General features: G+C 67.7%; 17 protein-coding genes. 8 read left to right on the top strand and 9 right to left on the bottom strand.

Features of this window, described 5'->3' with window-relative positions:
- Positions 1–81: 81 nt before the first annotated feature.
- The 6 genes from AC4BCK_RS19160 to AC4BCK_RS19135 form a co-directional block, all read right to left on the bottom strand.
- Entirely contained in the window at positions 82–831 is a 750-nt protein-coding gene (locus tag AC4BCK_RS19160) for a ThuA domain-containing protein (RefSeq protein WP_490566350.1), read from the bottom strand.
- Positions 831–1,964 (bottom strand): Gfo/Idh/MocA family protein, encoded by a 1,134-nt coding sequence (locus AC4BCK_RS19155; protein WP_490566349.1) that lies wholly within the window; start codon positions 1,962–1,964, stop codon positions 831–833. Before AC4BCK_RS19155 ends, AC4BCK_RS19160 begins: the two co-directional genes overlap by 1 nt.
- Positions 1,965–2,004: 40 nt before the next feature.
- Complete coding sequence (locus AC4BCK_RS19150; protein WP_310114297.1) at positions 2,005–2,907, bottom strand: carbohydrate ABC transporter permease; 903 nt, start codon at positions 2,905–2,907, stop codon at positions 2,005–2,007.
- Complete coding sequence (locus AC4BCK_RS19145; protein ID WP_251420253.1) at positions 2,904–3,851, bottom strand: carbohydrate ABC transporter permease; 948 nt, start codon at positions 3,849–3,851, stop codon at positions 2,904–2,906. Before AC4BCK_RS19145 ends, AC4BCK_RS19150 begins: the two co-directional genes overlap by 4 nt.
- 2 nt (positions 3,852–3,853) lie before the next feature.
- Positions 3,854–5,221: an ABC transporter substrate-binding protein gene (locus tag AC4BCK_RS19140; RefSeq protein ID WP_490566348.1), complete on the bottom strand. Its 1,368-nt coding sequence runs from the start codon at positions 5,219–5,221 to the stop codon at positions 3,854–3,856.
- 144 nt (positions 5,222–5,365) lie between these two features.
- Complete coding sequence (locus AC4BCK_RS19135) at positions 5,366–6,364, bottom strand: LacI family DNA-binding transcriptional regulator (RefSeq protein WP_174176286.1); 999 nt, start codon at positions 6,362–6,364, stop codon at positions 5,366–5,368.
- A gap of 382 nt (positions 6,365–6,746) precedes the next feature.
- Between AC4BCK_RS19135 and glnT the strand changes: the two genes are divergently transcribed.
- The 8 genes from glnT to AC4BCK_RS19095 all read left to right on the top strand — a co-directional run bounded on the left by glnT (position 6,747) and on the right by AC4BCK_RS19095 (position 15,911).
- Positions 6,747–8,162, top strand: coding sequence for a type III glutamate--ammonia ligase (gene glnT / locus AC4BCK_RS19130; protein WP_366284581.1), 1,416 nt, complete (start codon positions 6,747–6,749; stop codon positions 8,160–8,162).
- Between the two features lie 42 nt (positions 8,163–8,204).
- Positions 8,205–9,113, top strand: coding sequence for a class II glutamine amidotransferase domain-containing protein (locus tag AC4BCK_RS19125; protein WP_174176288.1), 909 nt, complete (start codon positions 8,205–8,207; stop codon positions 9,111–9,113).
- Positions 9,101–9,838 (top strand): protein glxC, encoded by a 738-nt coding sequence (locus tag AC4BCK_RS19120; RefSeq protein ID WP_490566347.1) that lies wholly within the window; start codon positions 9,101–9,103, stop codon positions 9,836–9,838. Before AC4BCK_RS19125 ends, AC4BCK_RS19120 begins: the two co-directional genes overlap by 13 nt.
- A 9-nt stretch (positions 9,839–9,847) precedes the next feature.
- Entirely contained in the window at positions 9,848–11,203 is a 1,356-nt protein-coding gene (locus AC4BCK_RS19115; protein ID WP_363958920.1) for an FMN-binding glutamate synthase family protein, read from the top strand.
- A complete protein-coding gene (locus tag AC4BCK_RS19110; RefSeq protein ID WP_364271275.1) occupies positions 11,203–12,399 on the top strand; it encodes an FAD-dependent oxidoreductase in 1,197 nt (398 codons plus the stop codon). Before AC4BCK_RS19115 ends, AC4BCK_RS19110 begins: the two co-directional genes overlap by 1 nt.
- Positions 12,400–12,410: 11 nt before the next feature.
- Positions 12,411–13,709, top strand: coding sequence for an allantoate amidohydrolase (locus AC4BCK_RS19105; RefSeq protein ID WP_400593428.1), 1,299 nt, complete (start codon positions 12,411–12,413; stop codon positions 13,707–13,709).
- Between the two features lie 49 nt (positions 13,710–13,758).
- A complete protein-coding gene (locus tag AC4BCK_RS19100; RefSeq protein ID WP_174176298.1) occupies positions 13,759–14,382 on the top strand; it encodes a helix-turn-helix domain-containing protein in 624 nt (207 codons plus the stop codon).
- Between the two features lie 239 nt (positions 14,383–14,621).
- Entirely contained in the window at positions 14,622–15,911 is a 1,290-nt protein-coding gene (locus AC4BCK_RS19095) for an ammonium transporter (RefSeq protein WP_174176300.1), read from the top strand.
- Positions 15,912–16,054: 143 nt separating this feature from the next.
- On the opposite strand, the gene AC4BCK_RS19090 is transcribed toward AC4BCK_RS19095, so the two are convergent.
- The 3 genes from AC4BCK_RS19090 to AC4BCK_RS19080 form a co-directional block, all read right to left on the bottom strand.
- On the bottom strand, positions 16,055–17,035 hold the full coding sequence (locus tag AC4BCK_RS19090) for a family 43 glycosylhydrolase (RefSeq protein WP_490566346.1): 981 nt from the start codon (positions 17,033–17,035) through the stop codon (positions 16,055–16,057).
- Positions 17,036–17,135: 100 nt separating this feature from the next.
- Positions 17,136–17,810 (bottom strand): hypothetical protein, encoded by a 675-nt coding sequence (locus tag AC4BCK_RS19085; protein WP_490566345.1) that lies wholly within the window; start codon positions 17,808–17,810, stop codon positions 17,136–17,138.
- 104 nt (positions 17,811–17,914) lie between these two features.
- Entirely contained in the window at positions 17,915–21,385 is a 3,471-nt protein-coding gene (locus AC4BCK_RS19080; protein WP_490566344.1) for a DEAD/DEAH box helicase, read from the bottom strand.
- Between the last annotated feature and the right edge of the window lie 194 nt (positions 21,386–21,579).

Raw genomic sequence — 21,579 nt, 5'->3', positions numbered from 1 at the left:
GCCGGCGCCAGGGCAGTGGAGTTTTTGTCCAGATAAGCCGATTTAAAGGCCCCGCAACCCTGCATATCTGGACAAAACTCCCTACGGCTCGCCGAACCAGCCCCGGGAAGGGTTGGTCACTTCCGGGACGGAACGGTGCAGCTGCGGCTGGGCCGCCCACTTCACGCCGTTGGCCAGGACCCGCTGGATCTGCGGGTGGTGGTACACCGGGTACTCCTGGTCGCCGGGGCTGAAGTAGAAGATGCGTCCCTTGCCGCGGGTGAAGGTGACGCCTGAGCGGAACACCTCGCCGCCGGCAAACGAGCTGATGAAGATCAGGTCGTCCGGGTCCGGGATATCGAACAGTTCCCCGTACATCTCCTGCTCGGGGATGACGATGGGGCTGTCCACGCCTTCGGCAATGGGGTGTGACGGCTTAACGGTCCACACCAGCTCGCGCTCGCCGTCGTTCCGCCAGGCCAGCGAGCAGGTGGTGCCCAGCAGCTTGGTGAAGACCTTGGCGAAGTGCCCCGAGTGGAGCACGATGAGCCCCATGCCGCCGAGCACGTGCCGGTGGACGCGTTCGACGACGGCATCGCTCACCTCGTGGTGGGCCACGTGGCCCCACCAGAGCAGGACGTCCGTCTCGGCGAGCACCTCCTCATCCAGGCCGTGCTCATCGTCGGTGGCCAGCACCGCCGTCGTGATTTCCGCCTCGGGGTAGTAGGAACGGAGCCCCCCGGCGATGGCGCCGTGGATGCCGTCAGGGTAGATCTCCCCGATGTGTGACGGCTCGTTGTTGGCCTCGTGGACGCCCTCGTTCCAGACGCGGATTCTCAGCTTGTCGTTCATTAGAGACGAACCTCCCTTTGTTCGCGTGCGGACAGGTAGCACGCGTCGATGATCTGTGCCCGGTAGAGCGCCAGGGAGCCATCGTGCCCGCCCCAGGCCTGCTCGCCGCCGCGCACTGCCGTGATGAAGTCTTCCACCACTGCGTCGTGGGCGCGGCCCGGCAGCACGGGCGGCACGTAGTCGGCGGATTCGCCCTCCTTGTCGGTGAACACCCGCAGCTGCCCGACGGGCGGGAAGGGCGCCCCCTGCACCTTGAGCTCGGCGCCGCCGTCGGTGCCGTAGACGGTGAAGTCCAGCAGGTCGTCCGTTTCCCGGTAGGTGGCCCAGCTGGCTTCGATCACCAGAGTTCCGCCGCCCTCCAGCCGGAGGAACGCCGAGGCGAAGTCCTCAACCTCGAACGCGTGGCTGGTGGCCTGGGCGGAGTACCGGCTTCCGCCGCCCCGCCCCTGGGGACCCAGCTCGGAATGCGTGGCGGCGGAGACGGCCACCACTTTGGGTTCACCGAGAAGGTGCAGGGCGTAGTCCAGCGCGTGGACGCCGATGTCCGCCAGCGGTCCGCCGCCGGCGAGCTCCGGGTTGGTGAACCAGCTGCCCAGCGTGGGGATGCCGGAGCGCCGGAGCCAGGAGGCCTTGGCGTAGTACGGCCGGCCCAGTCCGCCGTCGTCGATGACACCCTTGAGTGCCTTGATGTCGCCGCGGCGGCGGTGGTTGAAGGCCACATCCAGGACGCGCCCCGCCTTGCGGGCGGCATCCACCATGGCCTGGCCTTCGACGGCGTTGCGCGCGATGGGCTTCTCGCTCAGCACGTGGATTCCCCGCTCCAGGGCGGCGATGGCAATGGGTGCGTGCAGGAAGGTGGGCACTGCCACGCTGATCGCGTCCAGCCCGCCGTGCTCCAGCATGTCCTTCCAGTCCGCGAACGCGTTGGGAATGGAGTATTCGGCCTGCAGCGAGTCGCGGAGGTCCTGCTCCATCCCGGCCAGCGCCACGATGCGGACGCCGTCCAGGCCGTTGTAGGCCATGAGGTGCTGCTGTCCGGCCCAGCCGATGCCGACGACGCCCACCCTCAGTTCGTTGGAGCCTGGTTCTTGCAGGTCAGAAGCCTGCCGGCTGGGGGACTGCTCGTTGCTCACGGGGTTTTTCCTTTGTGTTGTGGTTGGGGACTTCAGGTTTCTAGCCCTTGACGGCGCCGGCGGTCATGCCGGAGACAATGCGTTTCTGGCACAGGAGCACCAGGACGACGAGCGGGACCGTGATGATCACCGAGGCCGCACTGATGGTGCCCAGCGGCTGGTCAAACTCGCTGGTCCCGCTGAAGAATGCAATGGCCACCGGGACCGGACGGGCCTCCGGGGAAGTGGTCAGGGTGACGGCAAGCAGGAATTCGTTCCATACCGAGATGAACACGAGGATCGCCGTCGTGGCAAGGCCCGGGACAGCCAGCGGCAGGATGACTTTGCGGAAGGCGGTAAAGGGGGTGGCCCCGTCCATGTAGGCCGATTCCTCCAGCTCCCGCGGGATCTCCCTGAAGAAGGAGGTCAGCGTGTAGATCGCCAGGGGCAGCGCGAAGGTCAGCTTCGGGATGATCAGGCCAAGGAGCGTGTCGTACAGGCCGATTTCCCGCCAGATGGAGAACAGGGGTGCCGCGATGGCAATGGCCGGGAAGGTGGTGACCGAGAGGATAAGGGTCAGGATCAGCGCTTTGCGGCGCATTTTGAGCCTGGCCAGGGCATAGGCGGCGAAGGAGGCGAACACCAGGGCCACCGTGGTGGTGACGACGGCGATGATCACCGAGTTGCGCAGGGCAAGGAGGAACTCGGCGTTCTGGAACACAGCCACGTAGTTCTCGAAGGTCGGCTGGCTGGGGAAGAGTTCACCCTGCGACAGGCTCACGCCCTTTTTGAGGGAGGTGTTGACCAGCCAGTAGAACGGGATGAGCGAGAAGCCCATCACGGCGATGACGAATACCCACACCATCGGATGCAGCTCTGCCCTGCCTCGCGGCCTGCGCTTGGGCGTCCTGGCGCCCGGGGCGGCGGTCCCGGCCGCCGTTCGCTGTGCGGTCAGCGTGCTCATTGTTCCTCCTTGGCAACTTCACGGATGTTGCCGCCCGCGAAGCGGATGTACACCACTGAGACCACCATGACGGTGAGGAAGGTGAGGATGGACAGCGCCGATCCTTCACCCACCAGGCGGTTCTCGCGCAACTGGGTGTAGGCCAGCATGGACATGGACTCGGTGCCGTTGGCGCCCCGGGTGAGCACGAACGGCAGGTCGAAGACGCGCAGGGCATCCATGGTGCGGAAGATCGCCGCCAGCACAATCGCCGGACGGAGCAGGGGCAGGGTCACATGGACGAAGGCCTGCCACTTGCTGGCGCCATCAAGTTCCGCCGCCTCGTAGGTTTCGGCAGGGATGACCTGCAGCCCGGCCAGGATGATGAGGGCTGCGAACGGCGTCGTCTTCCAGACATCGGCCAGGACGATCACGGCCATCGCGTAGCCGTGCTCGCCAAGCCAGATGACGTCCCCGCCCGGGAGGCCCAGCGTTGACAGGACAGTGGTGACCAGGCCCAGGTTGGGCTGGAACATCGTTTCCCAGGTGATGGCGCTGACCACCGTCACCACCGCGTACGGCAGCAGCACCACGGTACGCAGCAGTGCGCGGCCCTTGAAGGCAAGATTGAGCAGCAGTGCCATGGCCGTGCCCAGCACCAGTTCGAGTGAGACCGAGAGCCCTGCGAAGAGGAACGTCTGGCCGAAGGCTGCCCACCAGTGCGGCCCGGTGAGGGCCGCGACGTAGTTGTCCAGGCCGACGAAGCGGGACAGGCCGGCAGTGCGGACACTGTATTGGTTGAGGGAAAGCCAGAGCGCGTAACCGATGGGGACTGCCGCCACCAGGGCCATGAGGACCAGGGACGGAGCGGTCATCCGGAACGCGAGGCGCCGCTCCTCCCGGTCGCGGCCGTTCATGCCGCTGCTGGATCCCCCGCGGCCGGGGGACAGGGACTTGGTTGCCATGCTCAGAAGCTCGCCTTTGCGGCCGTGATCTCCTGCGCCATGGTCTTGACCGCATCCTCGGTGGTGGCGGCGCCGGACAGCACGGCGTAGACGTTTTTGTAGATCGCCTGGGAGATCTGCGGGTAGACCGGGGAGATGGGGCGCGGCTTGGCGCCCTTGACGGAGGCGAGCAGTTCGGTGGCAAAAGGCATCTTCGCCAGGACCTCGGGGTCGGCGTAAGCTGCCTCGTTGACGGGGGCCTGCGAGAAGTCCATGGCCACGTGCTTCTGCCAGTCCGGGGTGGTGGCGAAGTCGATGAAGGCAACGGCGCCGGCCTGGTTTGCCGAGTGGGCCGAGATGGCCAGGTTCCAGCCGCCCAGGACACCGGAAGCCTTGCCGCCTTCCCAGGCCGGAAGCGGAGCCACGCCGAAGGTGCCCGCCAACGGGGTGGCGTTGAGCAGCCGGTAGACGTGGGGCCAGTTGCGCTGGTAGCCAAAGTTTCCCGACTCGTAGGCCAGGCGCGCCGGGTCCTCGTTGTAGGTCAGCACTGCACGGTCCGCCGAGCCGTCCTCGAGGCCCTTCACCATGAAGTCGAGGACCTCACGGGTCTCCGGCGAGTCGATCCTGACCTCGCCGTTCTCGTCCAGCACCTCTCCGCCGGCGCTGTAGAGCATTTCAAGGAAGTTCACCGTGAGGCCCTCATACTGCTTGCCCTGGTAGACGTAGCTGTTGCCCTCAGCCCCGGCTGCCTCAGCGTAGAGCTGCTGCCAGGTTTCGGGTTTGGCCACCTTGTCCTTCTGGTAGTAGACGAGTCCGGCGTTGGTGAAGAACGGGGAAGCCCAGTACTTGTCCTCGTACTTCGCCGTCTCCACGGTGGAGGGAATGAGGCGGTCCTTGTTGGCCTCGACGAGTTTGGTCTGGTCCAGGAGCCAGCCCTGGGATGCGAATTCGGAGGTCCAGATGACGTCCGTGACGAAGATGTCGCACTCCGAGGACTTGCCTTCGAGCCGCTGCACGGCCTGGGTGCGGGCCTCATCGGTGGTAGCCCCGATTTCGGTGTATTTGGCGGTGACTTTGCCGTTGGCCTTGGTGAAGGCCTCGACAGTGCCCTTGTAGATGCCGGAGGCGTCCTTGCCGCCGCAGACGTTGAGGCTGCCAGTGGCATTGGCGGCCGACGCCGGATCGGCGGCGGCCGGCTGGTCCGCGCCCTGGGTGGCAGCGCCGCCACCGCACGCGGTCAGAAGCAGGCCGGCAGCCATGGCCGCAGCCGCGGCAGCAGTGATGCGTGTGCGACGCCGGGACGCGGCGCCCATTCTGCTCCTGCGCGCGCTGGGCACGGATGCGGCGGTGGTCTCCTCGTGCAACGGGAAGGAAGGTCGAATCAAGTCCACAAGTGGCTCCTTTGCCTGGCTGGCTTCTTTTCGAGGGTCAATTTGGAATCGATTCCACCAATGGTGCAAAAGTGGTGCCAGTAGGTTTGGAATCGATTCCAAAGAAGTGTGACAGGAGCCACGTTGGGCTGTCAACCCTTGGCGTCAACCGTTCGTCGAGTCCCTGACGATGAGTTCATGGGGGAGGAAGGTCCGGCCGCGGCGGTGCCCTTCCGGTTCGGTCATCCGGGCCAGGAGTGCCTCAAAGGCCAGCTGTCCCATGGCGTAGGCCGGCTGCCGGATGGTGGTCAGTTCCGGGACGCACATCTCTGCCTGGATGGAGTCGTCAAAACCTGCAACGGCGATGTCCCCGGGCACCCGCAGCCCGGCGTCGGTAATTTCGCGGACGCATCCGGCGGCCACCGTATCGCTGCCGCAGAAGACGGCATCGGGCAGGGGGCGGGTCCCGAGGAGTTCCCTCGCGAGGCGCCGGCCGGCGTGGAAGTCGAAGTCCCCGTCCGTGAAAAGCATTTGATCGGGCGACAATCCCGCTTCGGCAACGGCCTTGCGGAAGCCTTCCTCCCGGAGCCGGCCGGAACGGGCCGCCCTGGTGCCGATCATCGCCAATCGCCGCCCGCCGGTCTCAATGAGGTGCCGCACAATGTCGAATGCCGCCTGCCGGTCGTCGATGGAAACGCCGAAGGCCGCCTCGGCGTCGGCGATCTCGCAGACCTGGACGACGCTCAACTGCTCCGCCATGTCTCCGACGTCCTCATCCGGCATCGTTGGCGAAAACATGATCAGCCCGTCCACCGAGCCGTTGCGCAGCATGTCCACCAACTGCTGTTCCCGCTCCGGATCGCCGGCTGTGGGGGCGATCAGGGTGACGTAGCCGGACCGTGCGGCAGCATCGCCGGCACCCCGGAAGACTTCGCTGATGACCGGCGAGTACAAGTTCTTGGCCAGGGCAAGAATCCGCATGGTGCGGTCCCGGCGCAGGTCGCGGGCGGAAGCGAGGGGGCGGTAATTGAGCTGGCGGATGGCCGCCGCCACCTTTGCCTTGCTTGATTCGCTGACGGCCGGACTGCCGTTCAGGACGCGGGATACGGTCCCCACCGAAACTCCGGCCGTCTTGGCGACGTCCTGGACTGTCGCTCGCGCCATGACGAATTCCTCCCGCGGCCAGTGATGGAGATCCCCACTGCCGGATCCACGCTGTACCCGCGCCGTGCTGCCGGGTTTTCCCTCAGCTTAGCCGCCTGCCGGGGGCCGCCCGGCATCCAGCGGGAGGTGGTGCAGCTCCCCGAACCGCCGCCGGCGTCACGCGCGGCACGCTTTTGACCTGCCGCGCCGCTGCCTCCCCCGTGATTCCGGGAGGCTGTCAGCCTCGATCGTCTCAAAGCGTGCCTGGCGTGACGGAAGCCCGCAAGGGCCTGCCACGAAACACCAAATTAACCTAGCCGCCGGGCCGCCGAAACATGATTTTGGATACTCTTATGCAACAAGGTTTACTGATAGCTAACACCAACCGAACAGGAACGTTTCGATGACCAGTGTCGCAACCCCTGCTGTAACCGCCCTGCCGTTCGCCGAAGAGCGGGAAATTTCCGGGGCTCCCGCCATTTCCCTGGCAGACATCGCCAGGGCCCACGGCGTCCGCTTCCTGCTGGCCACCTTCGTGGACATGACCGGCAAGCCCTGCGCCAAACTGGTCCCGGTGGAAGCCGCCGGCGACCTCGAAAAAGGGGCCATGGGCTTCGCCGGCTTCGCCGCAGGCCTGATGGGGCAGAAGCCACAGGACCCCGACCTGATCGCCGTGCCGGACCTGGATTCCTTCACCCCGGTGCCCTTCATCAAGGAGGGCCTGGCCATCATCCACTGCGACCCCCATGTCAACGGCACGCCCTGGCCCTACGCCCCGCGCGTGATACTGAAGAACACCCTGGCCCGCCTTGCGGAGAAGGGCATGCAGGCCAAGGTGGGCGCCGAGGTGGAGTACTTCCTGGTGAAAAAGAACGACGACGGGACGCTGAGTACCGCCGACGCCAGGGACGATGCGCCCCGCCCGTGCTACGACGCCCGCGGGGTCACCCGGATGTATGACCACCTCACTTCCATCTCCGAGGCCATGAACGGCCTGGGCTGGGGCAACTACGCCAACGACCACGAGGACGCCGCCGGCCAGTTCGAGCAGAACTTCAACTACGCCGATGCACTCACCACAGCAGACCGGGTGGTCACCCTCCGCTACATCCTGAACATCCTGGCCGAACAGCGGGGCATGACCGCCACGTTCATGCCCAAGCCCTTCACCGACCGCACCGGCACCGGCCTCCACTTCCACCTGTCCCTCTGGTCCGGCGCCGAGCCACTGTTCCCGGCCGCGGGCAGCGGGACGGAAGGCAAGGGAAACAACGACGACGGCAGGGGCCTTGGGATTTCCGGCCTCGCCTACTCCTTCATCGCCGGCATCCTGGACCATGCTCCGGCACTTCAGGCGTTCCTCGCCCCGACAGTGAATTCCTACAAACGGACAGGCGCCACCACCAGCTCATCCGGTGCCACGTGGTCGCCGCGGAAGGCATCCTTTGGTGGCAACGACCGGACCCACATGATCCGCGTCCCGGACACCAACCGGATTGAACTGCGTTCCGGCGACGGCTCCGCCAACCCGTACCTGGCCATCGCCACCGCGGTTTCCGCCGGGCTGGACGGAGTGGAGAAAGCCGCAGACCCGGGTGCCCCATCCGGTCCCGGCGAGTCCAGGCCGGACGCGCACCAGCTGCCGGCCACCCTGCTCCACGCCGTGGAAGCCCTGCGGCAGGACCCGGTCATCCTGGCCAGCCTCAGCGGCGACCCGGAAATTGGCAAGTACTACGCGGACGCCAAGGAAGAGGAGTTCCTGAGCTGGCACAACCAGGTCAGCGACTGGGAAATCCGGACCTACCTCACTTCGATCTAGCTCTCCACCCGAACCACCAAGAACCCAAGCAAAGGACTTTCCATGTGCGGAATCGCCGCGCTGCAGCTGCGCAATCCCTCGCTGCATCCCCGGATGGGCAGCCTGCTGTCCTCCATGCTCTGCCAGATCGTGGACCGCGGGCCGGACTCCGCCGGCCTCGCCGTCTACAACACCCCCGGACTGGTGTCGGAAGGAACATCCACGCTGAGCCTGCTCGGCAGGGACCAGGGCATCACGACGGCGGCCATCACCGCGGGCGTCGCGGCGCTCCTCCCGTCCGACGCACAGGCAGCCGTGCAGGTGGTGGGCGACACCACCCTGGTGAGCGCCGCCGTCGGTACTGACCTGCTGGTGAAGGCCGTCAGCGAAACGCTGCGCGGATCCACCATCATTGGCCGCGGCGAACACGTGGCCGTGATGAAGAGCGTGGGCCACCCCATGGAGATCGCCGCCGATCACGGACTGGAGGCCATGGCCGGCAGCCAGGGCCTGTCCCACACCCGGATGGCCACGGAATCCGCCGTCACTGCGGGCGGCTCGCACCCCTTCTCCGTGGCCGACGACCTCTGCCTGGTCCACAACGGCTCCTTCTCCAACCACGCCACGGTCCGCCGCGACCTAAGGCGCGAAGGCGTGGTGTTCGATTCCGACAACGACACCGAGGTGGGTGCCCGCTACGTCGCCTCCCGGCTCAAGCAGGGCGACACCCTCGAGGAAGCGCTGGTGAACCTGGGCAAGGTCCTGGACGGCTTCTACACCCTGGTGGTCACAACGGCGGACAGCATGGCCGTGGTCCGCGACCCCATCGCCTGCAAGCCCGCCATCATCGCCGAAACCGACGACTACGTGGCCATGGCCTCCGAATACCGCGCCCTGGCCGGCCTGCCCGGCATCGACAACGCCCGCATCTTTGAACCGGAACCCGGAAAGGTCTACACATGGTCACTCTGACAGCCCCCGAAAGCACGGCAAACACCGCCCCGGAAGCCCGGGTGCCGGAGTCCACCACCGTGGACCTGGCCGTCACCAGCGTCCGGGAACTCAACCAGGCCATCCACAACGCCGCGGACGGTCAAGCGTGGACCGTCACCAACCCGGGCGGCAAGCACAGTCTCGCCGTCGGCATCGACGCGGACATCGCGGTGACCATCGAAGGCCACGCCGGCTACTACGCCGCCGGGATGCACCAAAAAGGCGGCGTCACCATCACCGGCAACGCCGGCGTCGGCCTGGCGGAGAACATCATGTCCGGCCGCATCCACGTGACGGGCGATGCTTCCCAGTCCGCAGCCGCCACCGGCCACGGCGGCCTGGTGGTCATCGACGGCAACGCCGGTGCCCGGTGCGGGATCTCCATGAAGGGCGTGGACATCGTGGTGGGCGGCAACATCGGCCACATGTCCGCGTTCATGGCGCAGGCCGGACGCCTGGTGGTCTGCGGCGACGCCGGCGACGCCCTGGGCGACTCGATCTACGAGGCGCGGATCTACGTCAAAGGGACGGTGGCCTCCCTGGGTGCGGACTGCGTCGAAAAGCCGCTGCGCGAAGAGCACCTTGCCGAACTGGCAGAACTGCTGGCCGCCGCCGGCCGCACCGACAAGCCTGCCGATTTCAAGCGCTACGGCTCCGCCCGGAACCTCTACCACTTCCACGTCGACAACTCGACTGCCTACTAGGAGGCCCCCATGACCATCACCTCCATCCCCGCCCCGGCGCCCACAGACATCGCCGCTCTGGGCCTCCGCGAGTCCGCCACCTTTGACCGCGCCACCATCGCCGACATCCAGCGCGCCGCCTCCACCGGCGTGTACGACATCCGCGGCTGGGGCGCCAAACGCAAGGTCCCGCACTTCGACGACCTGCTGTTCCTGGGCGCCTCCATGTCCCGCTACCCGCTGGAGGGCTACCGCGAAAAGTGCGATACCGACGTCGTCCTCGGCGACCGGCACGCCACCCGGCCCCTGCACCTGCAGACCCCGGTGACCATCGCCGGCATGAGCTTTGGCGCCCTCTCCGCCAACGCCAAGGAAGCGCTGGGCCGCGGCGCGTCCGAGGTGGGGACCTCCACCACTACGGGCGACGGCGGCATGACGCCTGAGGAGCGCGGCCAGTCCAAGCACCTCGTCTACCAGTACCTGCCGTCCCGGTACGGCATGAACCCGGACGACCTCCGCAAGGCCGACGCCATCGAAATTGTGCTGGGCCAGGGCGCCAAGCCCGGCGGCGGCGGCATGCTCCTGGGCCAGAAGATCACCGAACGCGTGGCCGGCATGCGCACGCTGCCAGTGGGCATCGACCAGCGCTCCGCCAGCCGCCACCCGGACTGGACCGGCCCGGACGACCTGGAAATCAAGATCGGCGAACTCCGCGAAATCACCGACTGGAAGACCCCCATCTACGTCAAGATCGGCGCCTCCCGGCCGTACTACGACACCGCCCTGGCCGTGAAGTCCGGGGCCGACGTGGTGGTGGTGGACGGCATGCAGGGCGGCACCGCTGCCACGCAGCAGGTGTTCATCGAAAACGTCGGGATCCCCACCCTCGCTGCCATCCCGCAGGCAGTGCAGGCCCTGCAGGAACTCGGGGTGCACCGGAAGGTCCAGCTCATCGTCTCCGGCGGTATCCGCACCGGGGCCGACGTCGCCAAGGCCATGGCCCTCGGCGCAGACGCCGTGGCGATCGGAACGGCCGCGCTCATTGCCCTGGGCGACAACGATCCCCGCTACGCCGCCGAATACTCCGCCCTCGGTTCCGCCGCCGGGTTCTACGACGACTTCCAGGACGGCCGCGACCCCGCAGGCATCACCACCCAGGACCCGGAACTCTCCTCCCGCCTGGACCCGGTGGTTGCCGGCAAGCGCCTGGCCAACTACCTCCGTGTCCTCACCATGGAGGCCCAGACCATCGCCCGGGCGTGCGGCAAGTCGCACCTGCACAACCTGGAGCCCGAGGACCTCGTGGCGCTCACCGTCGAGGCCTCCGCCATGGCCCGGGTGCCGCTGGCCGGAACCTCGTGGATCCCGGGCCAAGGGAGCTTTTGATGCCCGGCGCTGGCTCCTCAGACTATGTGGTGGTGGGCGCGGGCCTGGCCGGTGCCGCCACCGCCTGGCAGCTTGCCGCCCGCGGCCACCAGGTGGCCATCCTGGAACGCAACATCCCGGCCAGCCATGACGGCAGCTCCCACGGGTCCGCCCGGATCTTCCGCTACGCCTATCCGGACCCCTTCTACACCCGCGCGGTGGTGGAATCGAAAAGCCTGTGGGACGGACTCTCCGCCGCGTGCGGGACCCCGCTGATCACTCCCCGCGGTGCCGTGGACTACGGGCCGACGCGCAATCCGGGGCTGCTGGCGTCCGTGCTGGCTGACGAAGGCATCGAGCACCAGTTGCTTTCCGCCGCCGAAGCCCGGCAGCGCTGGCCGCAGTTCGCCTTCGACACGGACGTGCTGTGGCACCCCGGCGCCGGGGTGATCGACGCCGAGACTGCCGTTAATGCCATGGTGTCCCTCGCGGTGGAACGCGGCGCCCGGCTGCTGACCGGCTGGGAGCTGGAGAGCCTGTCACGGCAGGGCGGCGGCTACCGGCTGCACTCCACCACCGGGCAAACGTACGACGCCGGCAACGTGGTGGTCAGCGCGGGCGGCTGGCTGCCGGCGCTGCTGGGCGGGCTGTCCCTCCCGGCAGGGTTCGTGGCCGGGCTCCCGGAGATCACCGTTCGGCAGGAGCAGGCCTTCCACTTCAGGTACCGGGACAACGGTTTTGCGGACCACGCACCTGAATACCACGACGGCGGTGCTGCTTCCGGTGCCGGAGGCTGGCCGACGTTCATCCACAAGGCTGCCGGCATCCAGGCCTACGGCCTGCCGGGCGGGCGCGACGCAGGCTTCGCCGGCCAGAAGGTGGCGGAGTACAACGGCGGCAGGCTGATCCCTTCCGCGGCGCAGCAGACGGGTGCGGTGGACCCGGCAAACCGCCGCCGGGTGGTGGAGTATGTGCAGCGCTACCTGCCCGGCCTGGACCCGGAGCCCTACGCCGAAACAACCTGCTTATTCACCAACACCCCCAGCGAGGACTTCCTCATCGACCGCGTGGACAACCTGACCGTCCTCTCGCCCTGTTCCGGCCACGGCGCCAAGTTCGCGCCGCTGCTCGGCCGGTGGGCGGCGGACCTGGCCGACGGCACAGGCGGTGTTCCCGGGCGGTTCCGGACCGCGTCCTCCACAGCTGCAACCACCTAGGACGGATACCAGTGAGCCTTCCACAGACAATACCCACGGGAGACCCCGCAGCGGCTGCCCTGCCTTCCGGCAGGACCAGCGACCCCACTGTTGCCAGCCTCCTGCAGGACATCTCCACCATCGGCACGGACACCTTCCGGGGCGGGTACTCGCGGCCGGTGTTTTCCACCGCGGAAACGGACCTGCGCGGCTGGTTCGTTGAGCAGGCCGGCCGGCGGTGCCTGGATGTCCACACGGACCAGAACGGCATCATCTGGGCCTGGTGGGACACCGCCGCGCGGACCCGGAAGGACGCCGTCGTGACCGGAAGCCACCTCGATTCCGTCCCCGGCGGTGGTGGGTACGACGGCCCGCTCGGTGTCGCCTCGGCGTTGATCGCCGTCGACATCCTCAAAGCCCGCGGACTCCGGCCCCGGCGCCCGCTGGCCATTGCGGTCTTTCCGGAAGAGGAAGGCTCCCGGTTCGGCGTTGCGTGCCTGGGCTCCCGCCTCCTCACCGGATCGCTGGACCCGGACAAAGCACGCCGGCTGAAGGACCCGGAGGGCAACACCTACGCGGATGTCGCCGCCGCGAACGGGCAGGACCCGCGGCTCATCGGAGCTGACTACGCAACGCTCCAGCAGCTGGGCGTCTTTGTGGAACTGCACGTGGAGCAGGGCAGGGGACTGGCTGACCTCGACCAGCCCGTGGCCATCGGTTCCTCGATCCTGGGCCACGGCCGTTGGAAGCTCAGCATCAGCGGCCAGGGCAACCACGCCGGCACCACCCTGATGAGGGACCGCAGGGACCCCATGGTGGCCGCCGCGAAAATCATGGTCAGCATCCGGGACACTGCACGGAAGTACCGGGACGCCAGGGCCACCGTGGGCAGGGTCCAGCCGGTACCCGGGGGCACCAACGTGATCGCCTCACGCGTGGACCTGTGGATTGATGCCCGGCATCCGGACGACTCCGTCACCGCGGCGCTGGTGGAGGCCATCGGGCTGAATGCGCAGGTGTTCGCCGCGGAGGAAGGCTGCACCGCGGCCATGACCATGGAATCGCTCAGCCCCACGGTGCATTTCGACGGCGGGCTGCGCAGCCGGCTGCAGGAACTGCTCCCGGCCGCGCCGGTCCTGGCCACGGGGGCAGGGCACGACGCCGGCGTCCTGGGGCCACACCTGCCCACAGCCATGATCTTTGTCCGCAATCCCACCGGCATCTCCCATTCCCCCGAGGAACTGGTGGAGGACTGGGACGCCGAGGCCGGCGCACTCGCGCTGGCGGACTCACTCGCGGGGCTGGCAGGCGACACCCGCGCACCCAGGTAGCGCCGCCGCCGTCGTCCTCCCGCGCGGTTCCGTGCCTAAGATGGCTGCTATGACCGAACACGCAGCCGATCACGCCGGTGACGACGACGGGGCTCAGGCTGACGGGCAGGCTGCGGGCCGGCTGGAGCAGGTCATCGCACGCCAGGTGCGGCACTACCGTACGGCAGCCGGGCTGTCCTCGGCGGAACTGGCCGCCCGGACCGGCCTTTCCAAGGCGATGATCTCCCGGGTGGAAACCGCCACCACCTCGTGTTCCCTCACCACGCTGCAGCGGCTTGCGGACGGGCTGGAAGTCCCGGTCACCGCATTGTTCCGCGGCGCAGACACGGACCGCGACGCCACCTTCACCAAGAGCGGCCAGGGAAGCCTTACGGTCCGGAGCGGCACCCGGCACGGCCACGAATACCGCGTCCTGGGCACGCTCAAGGGCAGGACCGACGCCCTGGAACCCACGCTGGTGACGCTCACCGACGCCTCCGACGTGTTCCCGCTGTTCCAGCACCCCGGCACGGAGTTCATCTACATGCTCGCGGGCAGGATGGTGTACGGCCACGGCTCATACGAGTACGCCATGGAGCCGGGCGATTCCCTGCTGCTGGACGGCGAAGGGCCGCACGGGCCGCTGGAACTGCTGGACCTCCCCATCACGTTCCTGGCCATCTCCGCCAAGTAGGATCCAGCCCTTCCCACCCCCACTCCTGCGCTCTGCGGGACGGCTGAAACTTCCGTGTGGATGACTGAAACGATCATTTAACACACCGGAAACCCAGGCCATTACTGCCGCCATACAGTTGGAACCAGACGGCAATAGCTGCCCTCCGATGAACGTGGTACTGACTCCGCGTCCCTCCTCCGGAGTGGCTCCAACGGGCGATTTGGCGTTCTCTCCTCGCATCACGAAAGGGGTTTCCCATGGATTCGGGAAATGTCGCTTGGATTTTGGCCAGCGCAGCGCTGGTCTGCATGATGATCCCCGCCCTTGCCCTGTTTTACGGGGGCATGGTGGGGTCGCGCCGCATTCTCAACATGATGATGATGTGTTTTGGCGGCGCCAGCCTGGTGGCCGTCCTCTGGGCGCTGTTCGGATACTCGCTGGCCTTTGGCAATTCAGTGGGCGGGCTGGGCCTGATCGGTGACATCACCGAGTTCCCCGGCCTGGGGCAGCTGATGGCTGAGGATGGGGAGGCGTCCATTCCGGTGGCCCTGTTCGCGGCCTTCCAGCTGTTCTTCGCCTGTGTCACCACCGCGCTGGTGGCGGGCGCGGCTGCCGGGCGCATGAAGTTCGGTGCCTGGATGCTGTTTGCCGGCATCTGGGCCACCATCGTGTACTTCCCGGTGGCGCACTGGGTGTTCGCCTTCTCCTCCGAGGACGGCAGCGTGACCGGTGGCTGGATCGCCAGCGGCATCGAGGCCATCGACTTTGCCGGCGGCACCGCCGTGCACATGAACGCAGGCGCAGCCGCCCTGGCCCTGGCGCTGGTCCTGGGCAAGAGCTCGGGCTGGCCCAAGGTGGAGCACGCGAAGCCGCACAGCCGGCCGCTGGTGCTGGTGGGTGCAGGCCTCCTCTGGGTCGGCTGGTTCGGCTTCAATGCCGGCTCGGCACTGTCCGCCGGCCACTCGGCGTCGGTGGTGTTCCTCAACACCGCTGTGGCTGCCTCGGCCGGCCTGCTGGCCTGGGCCCTGGTGGAACGGGTCCGCCGCGGCGCTGCCACCAGCATGGGCGCAGCCTCCGGCCTGATCTCCGCCCTCGTGGCCATCACCCCCGCCTGCGGTGCGGTCAGCCCGCTGGGTGCGGTGGCCATCGGCGCGATTGCCGGGGCCGTCTGCTCGCTTGCCATTGAACTGAAGTACCGCCTGGGCTACGACGACTCGCTCGACGTCGTGGGCGTCCACCTGGTGGGCGGCATCCTGGGCACCCTGCTGATCGGCCTCTTCGCCACCGATGCTGCCCCGAACGGAGTCAGCGGACTCTTCTACGGCGGCGGCGTGGAGTTGCTCGGCGTCCAGTCGCTCGCAACCGTCACGGTGCTGGCCTACTCGTTCGGCATCACCTGGGTCCTCGCCAAGATCCTGGACAAGACGATCGGCCTGCGGATCAACCCGGAGGACGAGATGCGCGGCATCGACCTCGCGGCACACTCCGAGCTCGCTTACCTTACGGATGAGGATCCGGTGGAGCTGGGCTCCCCGCAGCGCGCGTAGGTTTTCGAAGGATTCCGGGTGGGTTCCATCCGGAGGACGAGTCAGGCAGAGGGCCAACCTGTGGACCGGTGCCGGCATGAGCCGGCTTATAGTTCCAGGGGTTGGTCCTCTGTCATGGTGTGAAGCGCCTGGTCGGCCGGAAATCAGTGTTCAGTACACACAAGGTTCCCGTCCCGGACTTCCAGGACCGCGCCGCGGATATGGCTCAGTCGGGTTTCGGGGTTCGGGGCCATGGTGTCGATGTCCTCGCCGCCCCAGTGCGGATGCGTGAAGTAGGCCAGCAGGGCCCGCTCCTTGCCGTCTTCCGTGGGGTCGAGCGGCACCACGTCCGCGTGGCGTCCGACGACGGGCCGCCCGTCCACGTGCTCCGGCCGGGTGAGGATCAGCCCGTCCAGGTGCTCCTGCCGGACCCAGGTGCCGCTGGCGTCCGCCGAGCGGTACACCGCCTGGCCCCGCCACTCATCCACGATCATCCAGTAGGTTCCCTCGAGCCGGAACACCTTGGGCCCCTCATGCGGGCGGCCGGGAATGGTGATGCCTTCCAGGGTCCAGGACGAGGGGTCCCGCGGCGTATCGCTCACCGCGCTGTACGTGGTGGAGCCGCGGGCCTCGTCCTTGTACCAAAGCCGGTAGCGGCCGTCCCCGCACGGTGCGACGGCGGCGTCGATCACCCGAGGCGAATCGAGGCCGATGGGGCCCAGGTACTCCCAATTCACCAGGTCCCCGCTGGCGAACTGCACGAGTGCCGCGTTTCCGTTCCAGTCCTTCCGCATCCCGCCCAGGACGGTCAGGTACATCAGCCACTCATCGCCGATGCGTACGACGTCGGGCGCCCAGAGGGTTGCCGGCAGTTCAGTTCCGGGCGGCACCAGTCCGTCCACGGTGCCCCGGTACTGCCAGGTGGCGCCCCCGTCCGAGGATCGTGCTGAACCGATGGCCGTGCCGTGCACCCACTCCACTCCTGAGAGGCCCGGTGCCGTGGCCCGGCGCTGGGTGTAGAACAGCACCCACTCACCGGTGAGGTGGTCATGAACCAGGACCGGATCCGTTGGGCCGTCCCAGACCGGATCGCGGTACGGCGTCCTGAAGGCGTCGGGACGCAGGGGAGTGAGCGGCTCTTGCACTGGTTCTCCAACGTTGTAGTTCCGTGGAGTACCAGCTTATGCGACGCGCCCCTGGCGGTGCCTGTTCCTCCCGGTGCCCTCCGCCTGGCCTTGTCAGGTCCTAGCTGTGGGCCTTGCCGTGCCCGCCATGCAGGGCGCGGTAGGCGTACACCAGAAGGGCGACGCCCGCCAGGATCATGAGGGTGAGCACAAGGATGTCCGCAGCGATGAGCAGTGCCGTGGACTGCAGGGCGAAGATTACGCCCAGCACGCCCAGGACGGCCGCCGGGATCAGGGGCCACTTCAGCCGCCCGGTGGGCCCGGCGTCGGGGACGGGCACCAGGGACAGCACGCCGAAGGTGGCCGCCAGGCCGAGGAAGAGGACGGCTGCCACGGGCATGCCCTGCAGATCCTGCGGGAGGGTAACAATGACGGCGAGGGTCAGCATCACGCCGCTGGGGATCACCGCCCACCAGTTGCCCCGCTGGCGCAGGTAGACGGCGGCGAATCCGGCGGCCATGAACAGGAACAGGAAACTCGCGCCGGCGCCGCCGTCCGTAAATTGGGAGGCGGCAACCACGGCTGCCAAACCCAGGAACACCGAACCGGGGATCGCGGCCCACCAGTTCTCCGGGCTGCGGATGAAGAGGGACAGGAACACGGCCCCTATGGCGGCGAAGATCAGCATCGGCACATTGGCCGCGCTCTCGATGACGTTGAGCAGGTCCAGCAACAGCAGCACGCCAGCCGAGATCAGGACGATGCCGGCGATGATGCTCGCGTTGGCCGATTTCACGGTTTGCCTCCCGGGATGTGGCAGGCGCCCGCCAGTCGCTCTGCTGATCCCAGATTAAGTCCGGCCATGGTGCAGGCGTAGGGCCCAAAGCCCCGCCTTCACCGCTACTCCTTGAACAGCCCCGCGAGGTCCTCCGCCGTGATGGCGCCCCCGGCTAGGGCATCACCTTCCATGACATCGGAAAACAGCTGCGACTTCCGGGCCTTGAGCGCCATGACCTTTTCCTCGATGGTGTCCTTGGCAACCAGCCGGTACACCATCACGTTCCGTGCCTGCCCAATGCGGTGGGTCCGGTCCACGGCCTGCGCTTCGGAAGCCGGGTTCCACCAGGGGTCCAGGAGGAACACGTAGTCGGCCTCGGTGAGGTTCAGCCCGAACCCGCCGGCCTTCAGCGAAATCAGGAACACCGGAGCGCTGCCGTTCTTGAACTCGTTGACCACGTCCGCGCGGTTCCGGGTGCCGCCGTCGAGGTAGCAGTATTCGATCTTCTCCTCGTCCAGGCGCTCCCGGACCTTCCCCAGGAAGCCGGTGAACTGGCTGAAGATCAGGGCGCGGTGGCCCTCAGCCACCAGGTCCTCCAGCTGCTCGAACAGCACGTCCAGCTTGCTTGACCGCACTGCCGAAAGCGCCGGGTCCACCAGGGAGGCGTCCAGGCTGAGCTGCCGCAGCAGGGTCAGCGACTGGAAGATGGTGAACCGGTTCTTGTTCACGTCCTCGATGAGCCCCAGGATCTTCTGCCGTTCGCGCTGCAGGTGCGTCTGGTACACCTTCTGGTGGCGCGGGTTGAGCACAACCTCCAGGATCTGCTCCTGCTTGGGCGGCAGGTCCTTGATCACCTGGTCCTTGGTGCGGCGCATCATCAGCGGACGGACCCGACGGCGGAGCTTGTCCAGCTGCCCCTTGTCGCCGTTCTTCTCCACCGGCTTCTGGTAATACTCGGCGAAGCGCTTGGGGCTGGAAAACAGTCCGGGCGCAACGATCGAGGTGAGCGCCCAGAACTCCATGAGGTTGTTCTCCAGCGGCGTGCCCGTGATGGCCAGCTTGAAAACCGCCGGCAGTTTCCGGGCGCACTGGTACGCCTTGGACTGGTGGTTCTTCACGAACTGCGCCTCGTCCAGGACCAGGCCGGACCAGGTGCGGGAGGCGTAGGCCTCGTAGTCGATCCGGAACAGGGCGTAGGACGTGATCACAATATCGGCCCCGGCCAGTGCCTCGGCCGGCGCCTGGTTGCTCTTGGCGAAGGTCTCGCTGACGGCCTGGACCTTCAGTCCGGGGGCAAAACGCGCCGCTTCCGCTGCCCAGTTGCCCACGACGCTGGTGGGGGCAACCACCAAGAAGGGGGCGCCGGCGTCGGGCTGGCCTGCTGACACGCCTGCTGCCGCCAGGGAAAGCTCCTTCGCCGCGCACATCAGGGCAAGGGCCTGGACGGTCTTGCCCAGGCCCATATCGTCCGCGAGGATCCCGCCCAGGCTGTGCCGGTACAGGAACGTCAGCCAGTTGAAGCCCTCCAGCTGGTATGGCCGGAGCTCCGCATTGAGGGTGGCCGGGAGCGGCAGGCCGTCCACGCCGCCTTCAAGCAGGCCGCCCACCGCTGAACGCCACGCGGCCGCCTGCTCGTCCACGATTCCCAGCTGGGCAAGCTCGTCCCACAGCCCGGCCTGGAAGCGGCTGATCTGCAGGGGCGCGTCCTTGTTGTCCTGCAGGGAGCGCGCCTCCTCGATCAGTGCGCGCAGCTGGTGCAGCTCGGGCAGGTCCAGGGAGAAGTAGGCGCCGCTGGGCAGCAGCATCTTGGTCTGGCCGGACGCCAGCGCGGAGAACACCGCCGCGAAGGAGACCGGCTGCCCTTCAAGGGTGATCTGGATGCCGAGGTCGAACCAGTCGCGCTGCTCGGTGGCCTTGGTGGAGATGGACACCACCGGCGCTTCCTCGGCCTCACGGTATTCGGCGATTTCACCCACGGTGTCCACCTCGACGTCCGGGGCTTCGCGCAGCCTGGGGAGGACCTCCTCGGTGAAGGCCAGTGTGTCCAGGCCCTTCAGTTCCGCTGACGCCGCAAGCCGCGGGGTGCCCCAGCCGCCGGTGGCGGACTCACCCAGGGCGGGCACCACGTCCCACGGCTGGCCGAGGCCTTCGAGGATTCGGGCTTCCGCGGTGTCGTCGCGGTAGCCGTGGTCGCCGGGGTGCCTCCAGAGGGGCTGCGCCGTGACCAGGTTTCCGCTGTTGTAGTGCCACTCCCAGTGCAGCCGCACCCTGTGGTCGGCGCCGTAGTTCGCCAGCAGGGACAGGGTGGGGACGGCCAGCGCCGGGAGTTCCACGGAATCGTCCCGGGCCGTGACCCGGGCCGTCTGCTTCAGCTTCGGGTAGAAGCCCGTCAGGAACCGCGACTCGTCCCTGGCCGGGATATGCAGCGTGCTGCCGGCCGTCACGAACGTCAGCAGTTCCTCGCTCAGGCCGCCTTCCAGCGGAGCCAGCGTGATCACGTTCTCGCCCGCCGGTGCCTCGCCAACACCGGGCAGCGCGCCGCCGTCGGTGGTGAAGAAAATGCCGTGGGCGGGGCGGCCGATGGTTCCCACGGACGCCGGATCAACCTCCACGCCCTCAACGGCGATGGTGGGCGCAAGCTCCAGGCCGCCGTCGGACGCCTGGTCCTTGGCGGCCGCCGCGGGTGCCGCCCCCACCGCTGCGGTCGCGCCGTCGAGCGGCGAGCCGTGACGGCTCAGGCTAAGGCCGACGGCGGCGGGGGACCCTGCGATGCGGACCGGCTCAGTGCCGCGCGAGTGCACCAGCGCAAGGCCGATCTTCCCGGCGTCTTCCAGCAGGCTCCACAGATTCTTCCCGGCGTACGAGTTCAGCCCCAGCCAGAAGCCGGAGGAGTTGTAGGTCCGGCCGGCTGCCGCGGAATGGGCGGCCAGGAACTCCTGCATCCACTCCACATGCGCGGGATTGCACTCGCGCCGGAAGTTCAGGTAGTTCAGCGTGGTCCAGGAAACGTCGCCGCGGATCCACTTTCCCTTGGCGCCCATGATGACGGGCCGGGCCTTGAGCTGGCGGACGCTGCGCTGCGGATCGCGCCGGCCGGTGTAGGAAAAGTGCGGCGCGGGTTCTTCCACCTCGAACTGGAGCGCCAGCGGCACTCCGGCGTTGGAGGGGACGGCTCCCGGCTGGGAGATCAGCGGGCTGAGGGCCTGTTCCCAGTCGGACAGGGCGGCGCCGGGCGGGGTGCGGGACAGCTGGGTGGAGGTGGACGGCGTGAGCAGCTGGACCCGGATGGCCGGGTTGTCCTCGGCAGCGAAGAGCAGCGCCGCCACGTGCTTGCAGTCCTTGCGGACCGGGCAGCTGCACACGCCCACGGTGCAGCTCCAGCCGCCGCCCTTGCGGACCAGCTTGGCGGTGGTGGAGTAGGGCACGTCCGCGCCGCCGCGGACCTTGCCCAGCATGAGCCCGGTACCGGCGTCGAACGAGATGCCCGAGACGCGGCTTCCCATGGCATACGCCAGCCCGGCCGCCAGCGAGCGGTCGTTGATGGCGGGAGTCTGTATTGCCAGTGCCGCACTCTCGTCCGGTTGGGATGGCATGGTGCGCGCTACTTTCAGCAGGCCACGGCGGGGCCGGGCCGGTGGTTGGTCATCTGATCCATCTTAGTTCGCCGGCGGGGCGAAGGGCGCCGCCGGCGACTTGAGGGCGGCAGGGTGGGATCACATGGACAACCAGGGAGGCAACTGCAGCGGAATGCCGCAGCCGGCCCGGGAGGTGGTGGGGCTTCGGCCCG

The sequence above is a fragment of the Pseudarthrobacter sp. As-47 genome (assembly GCF_058215595.1).
The sequence above is the reverse complement of the archived record's forward strand: the minus strand, read 5'-3'. Positions and strand labels throughout refer to the sequence as shown.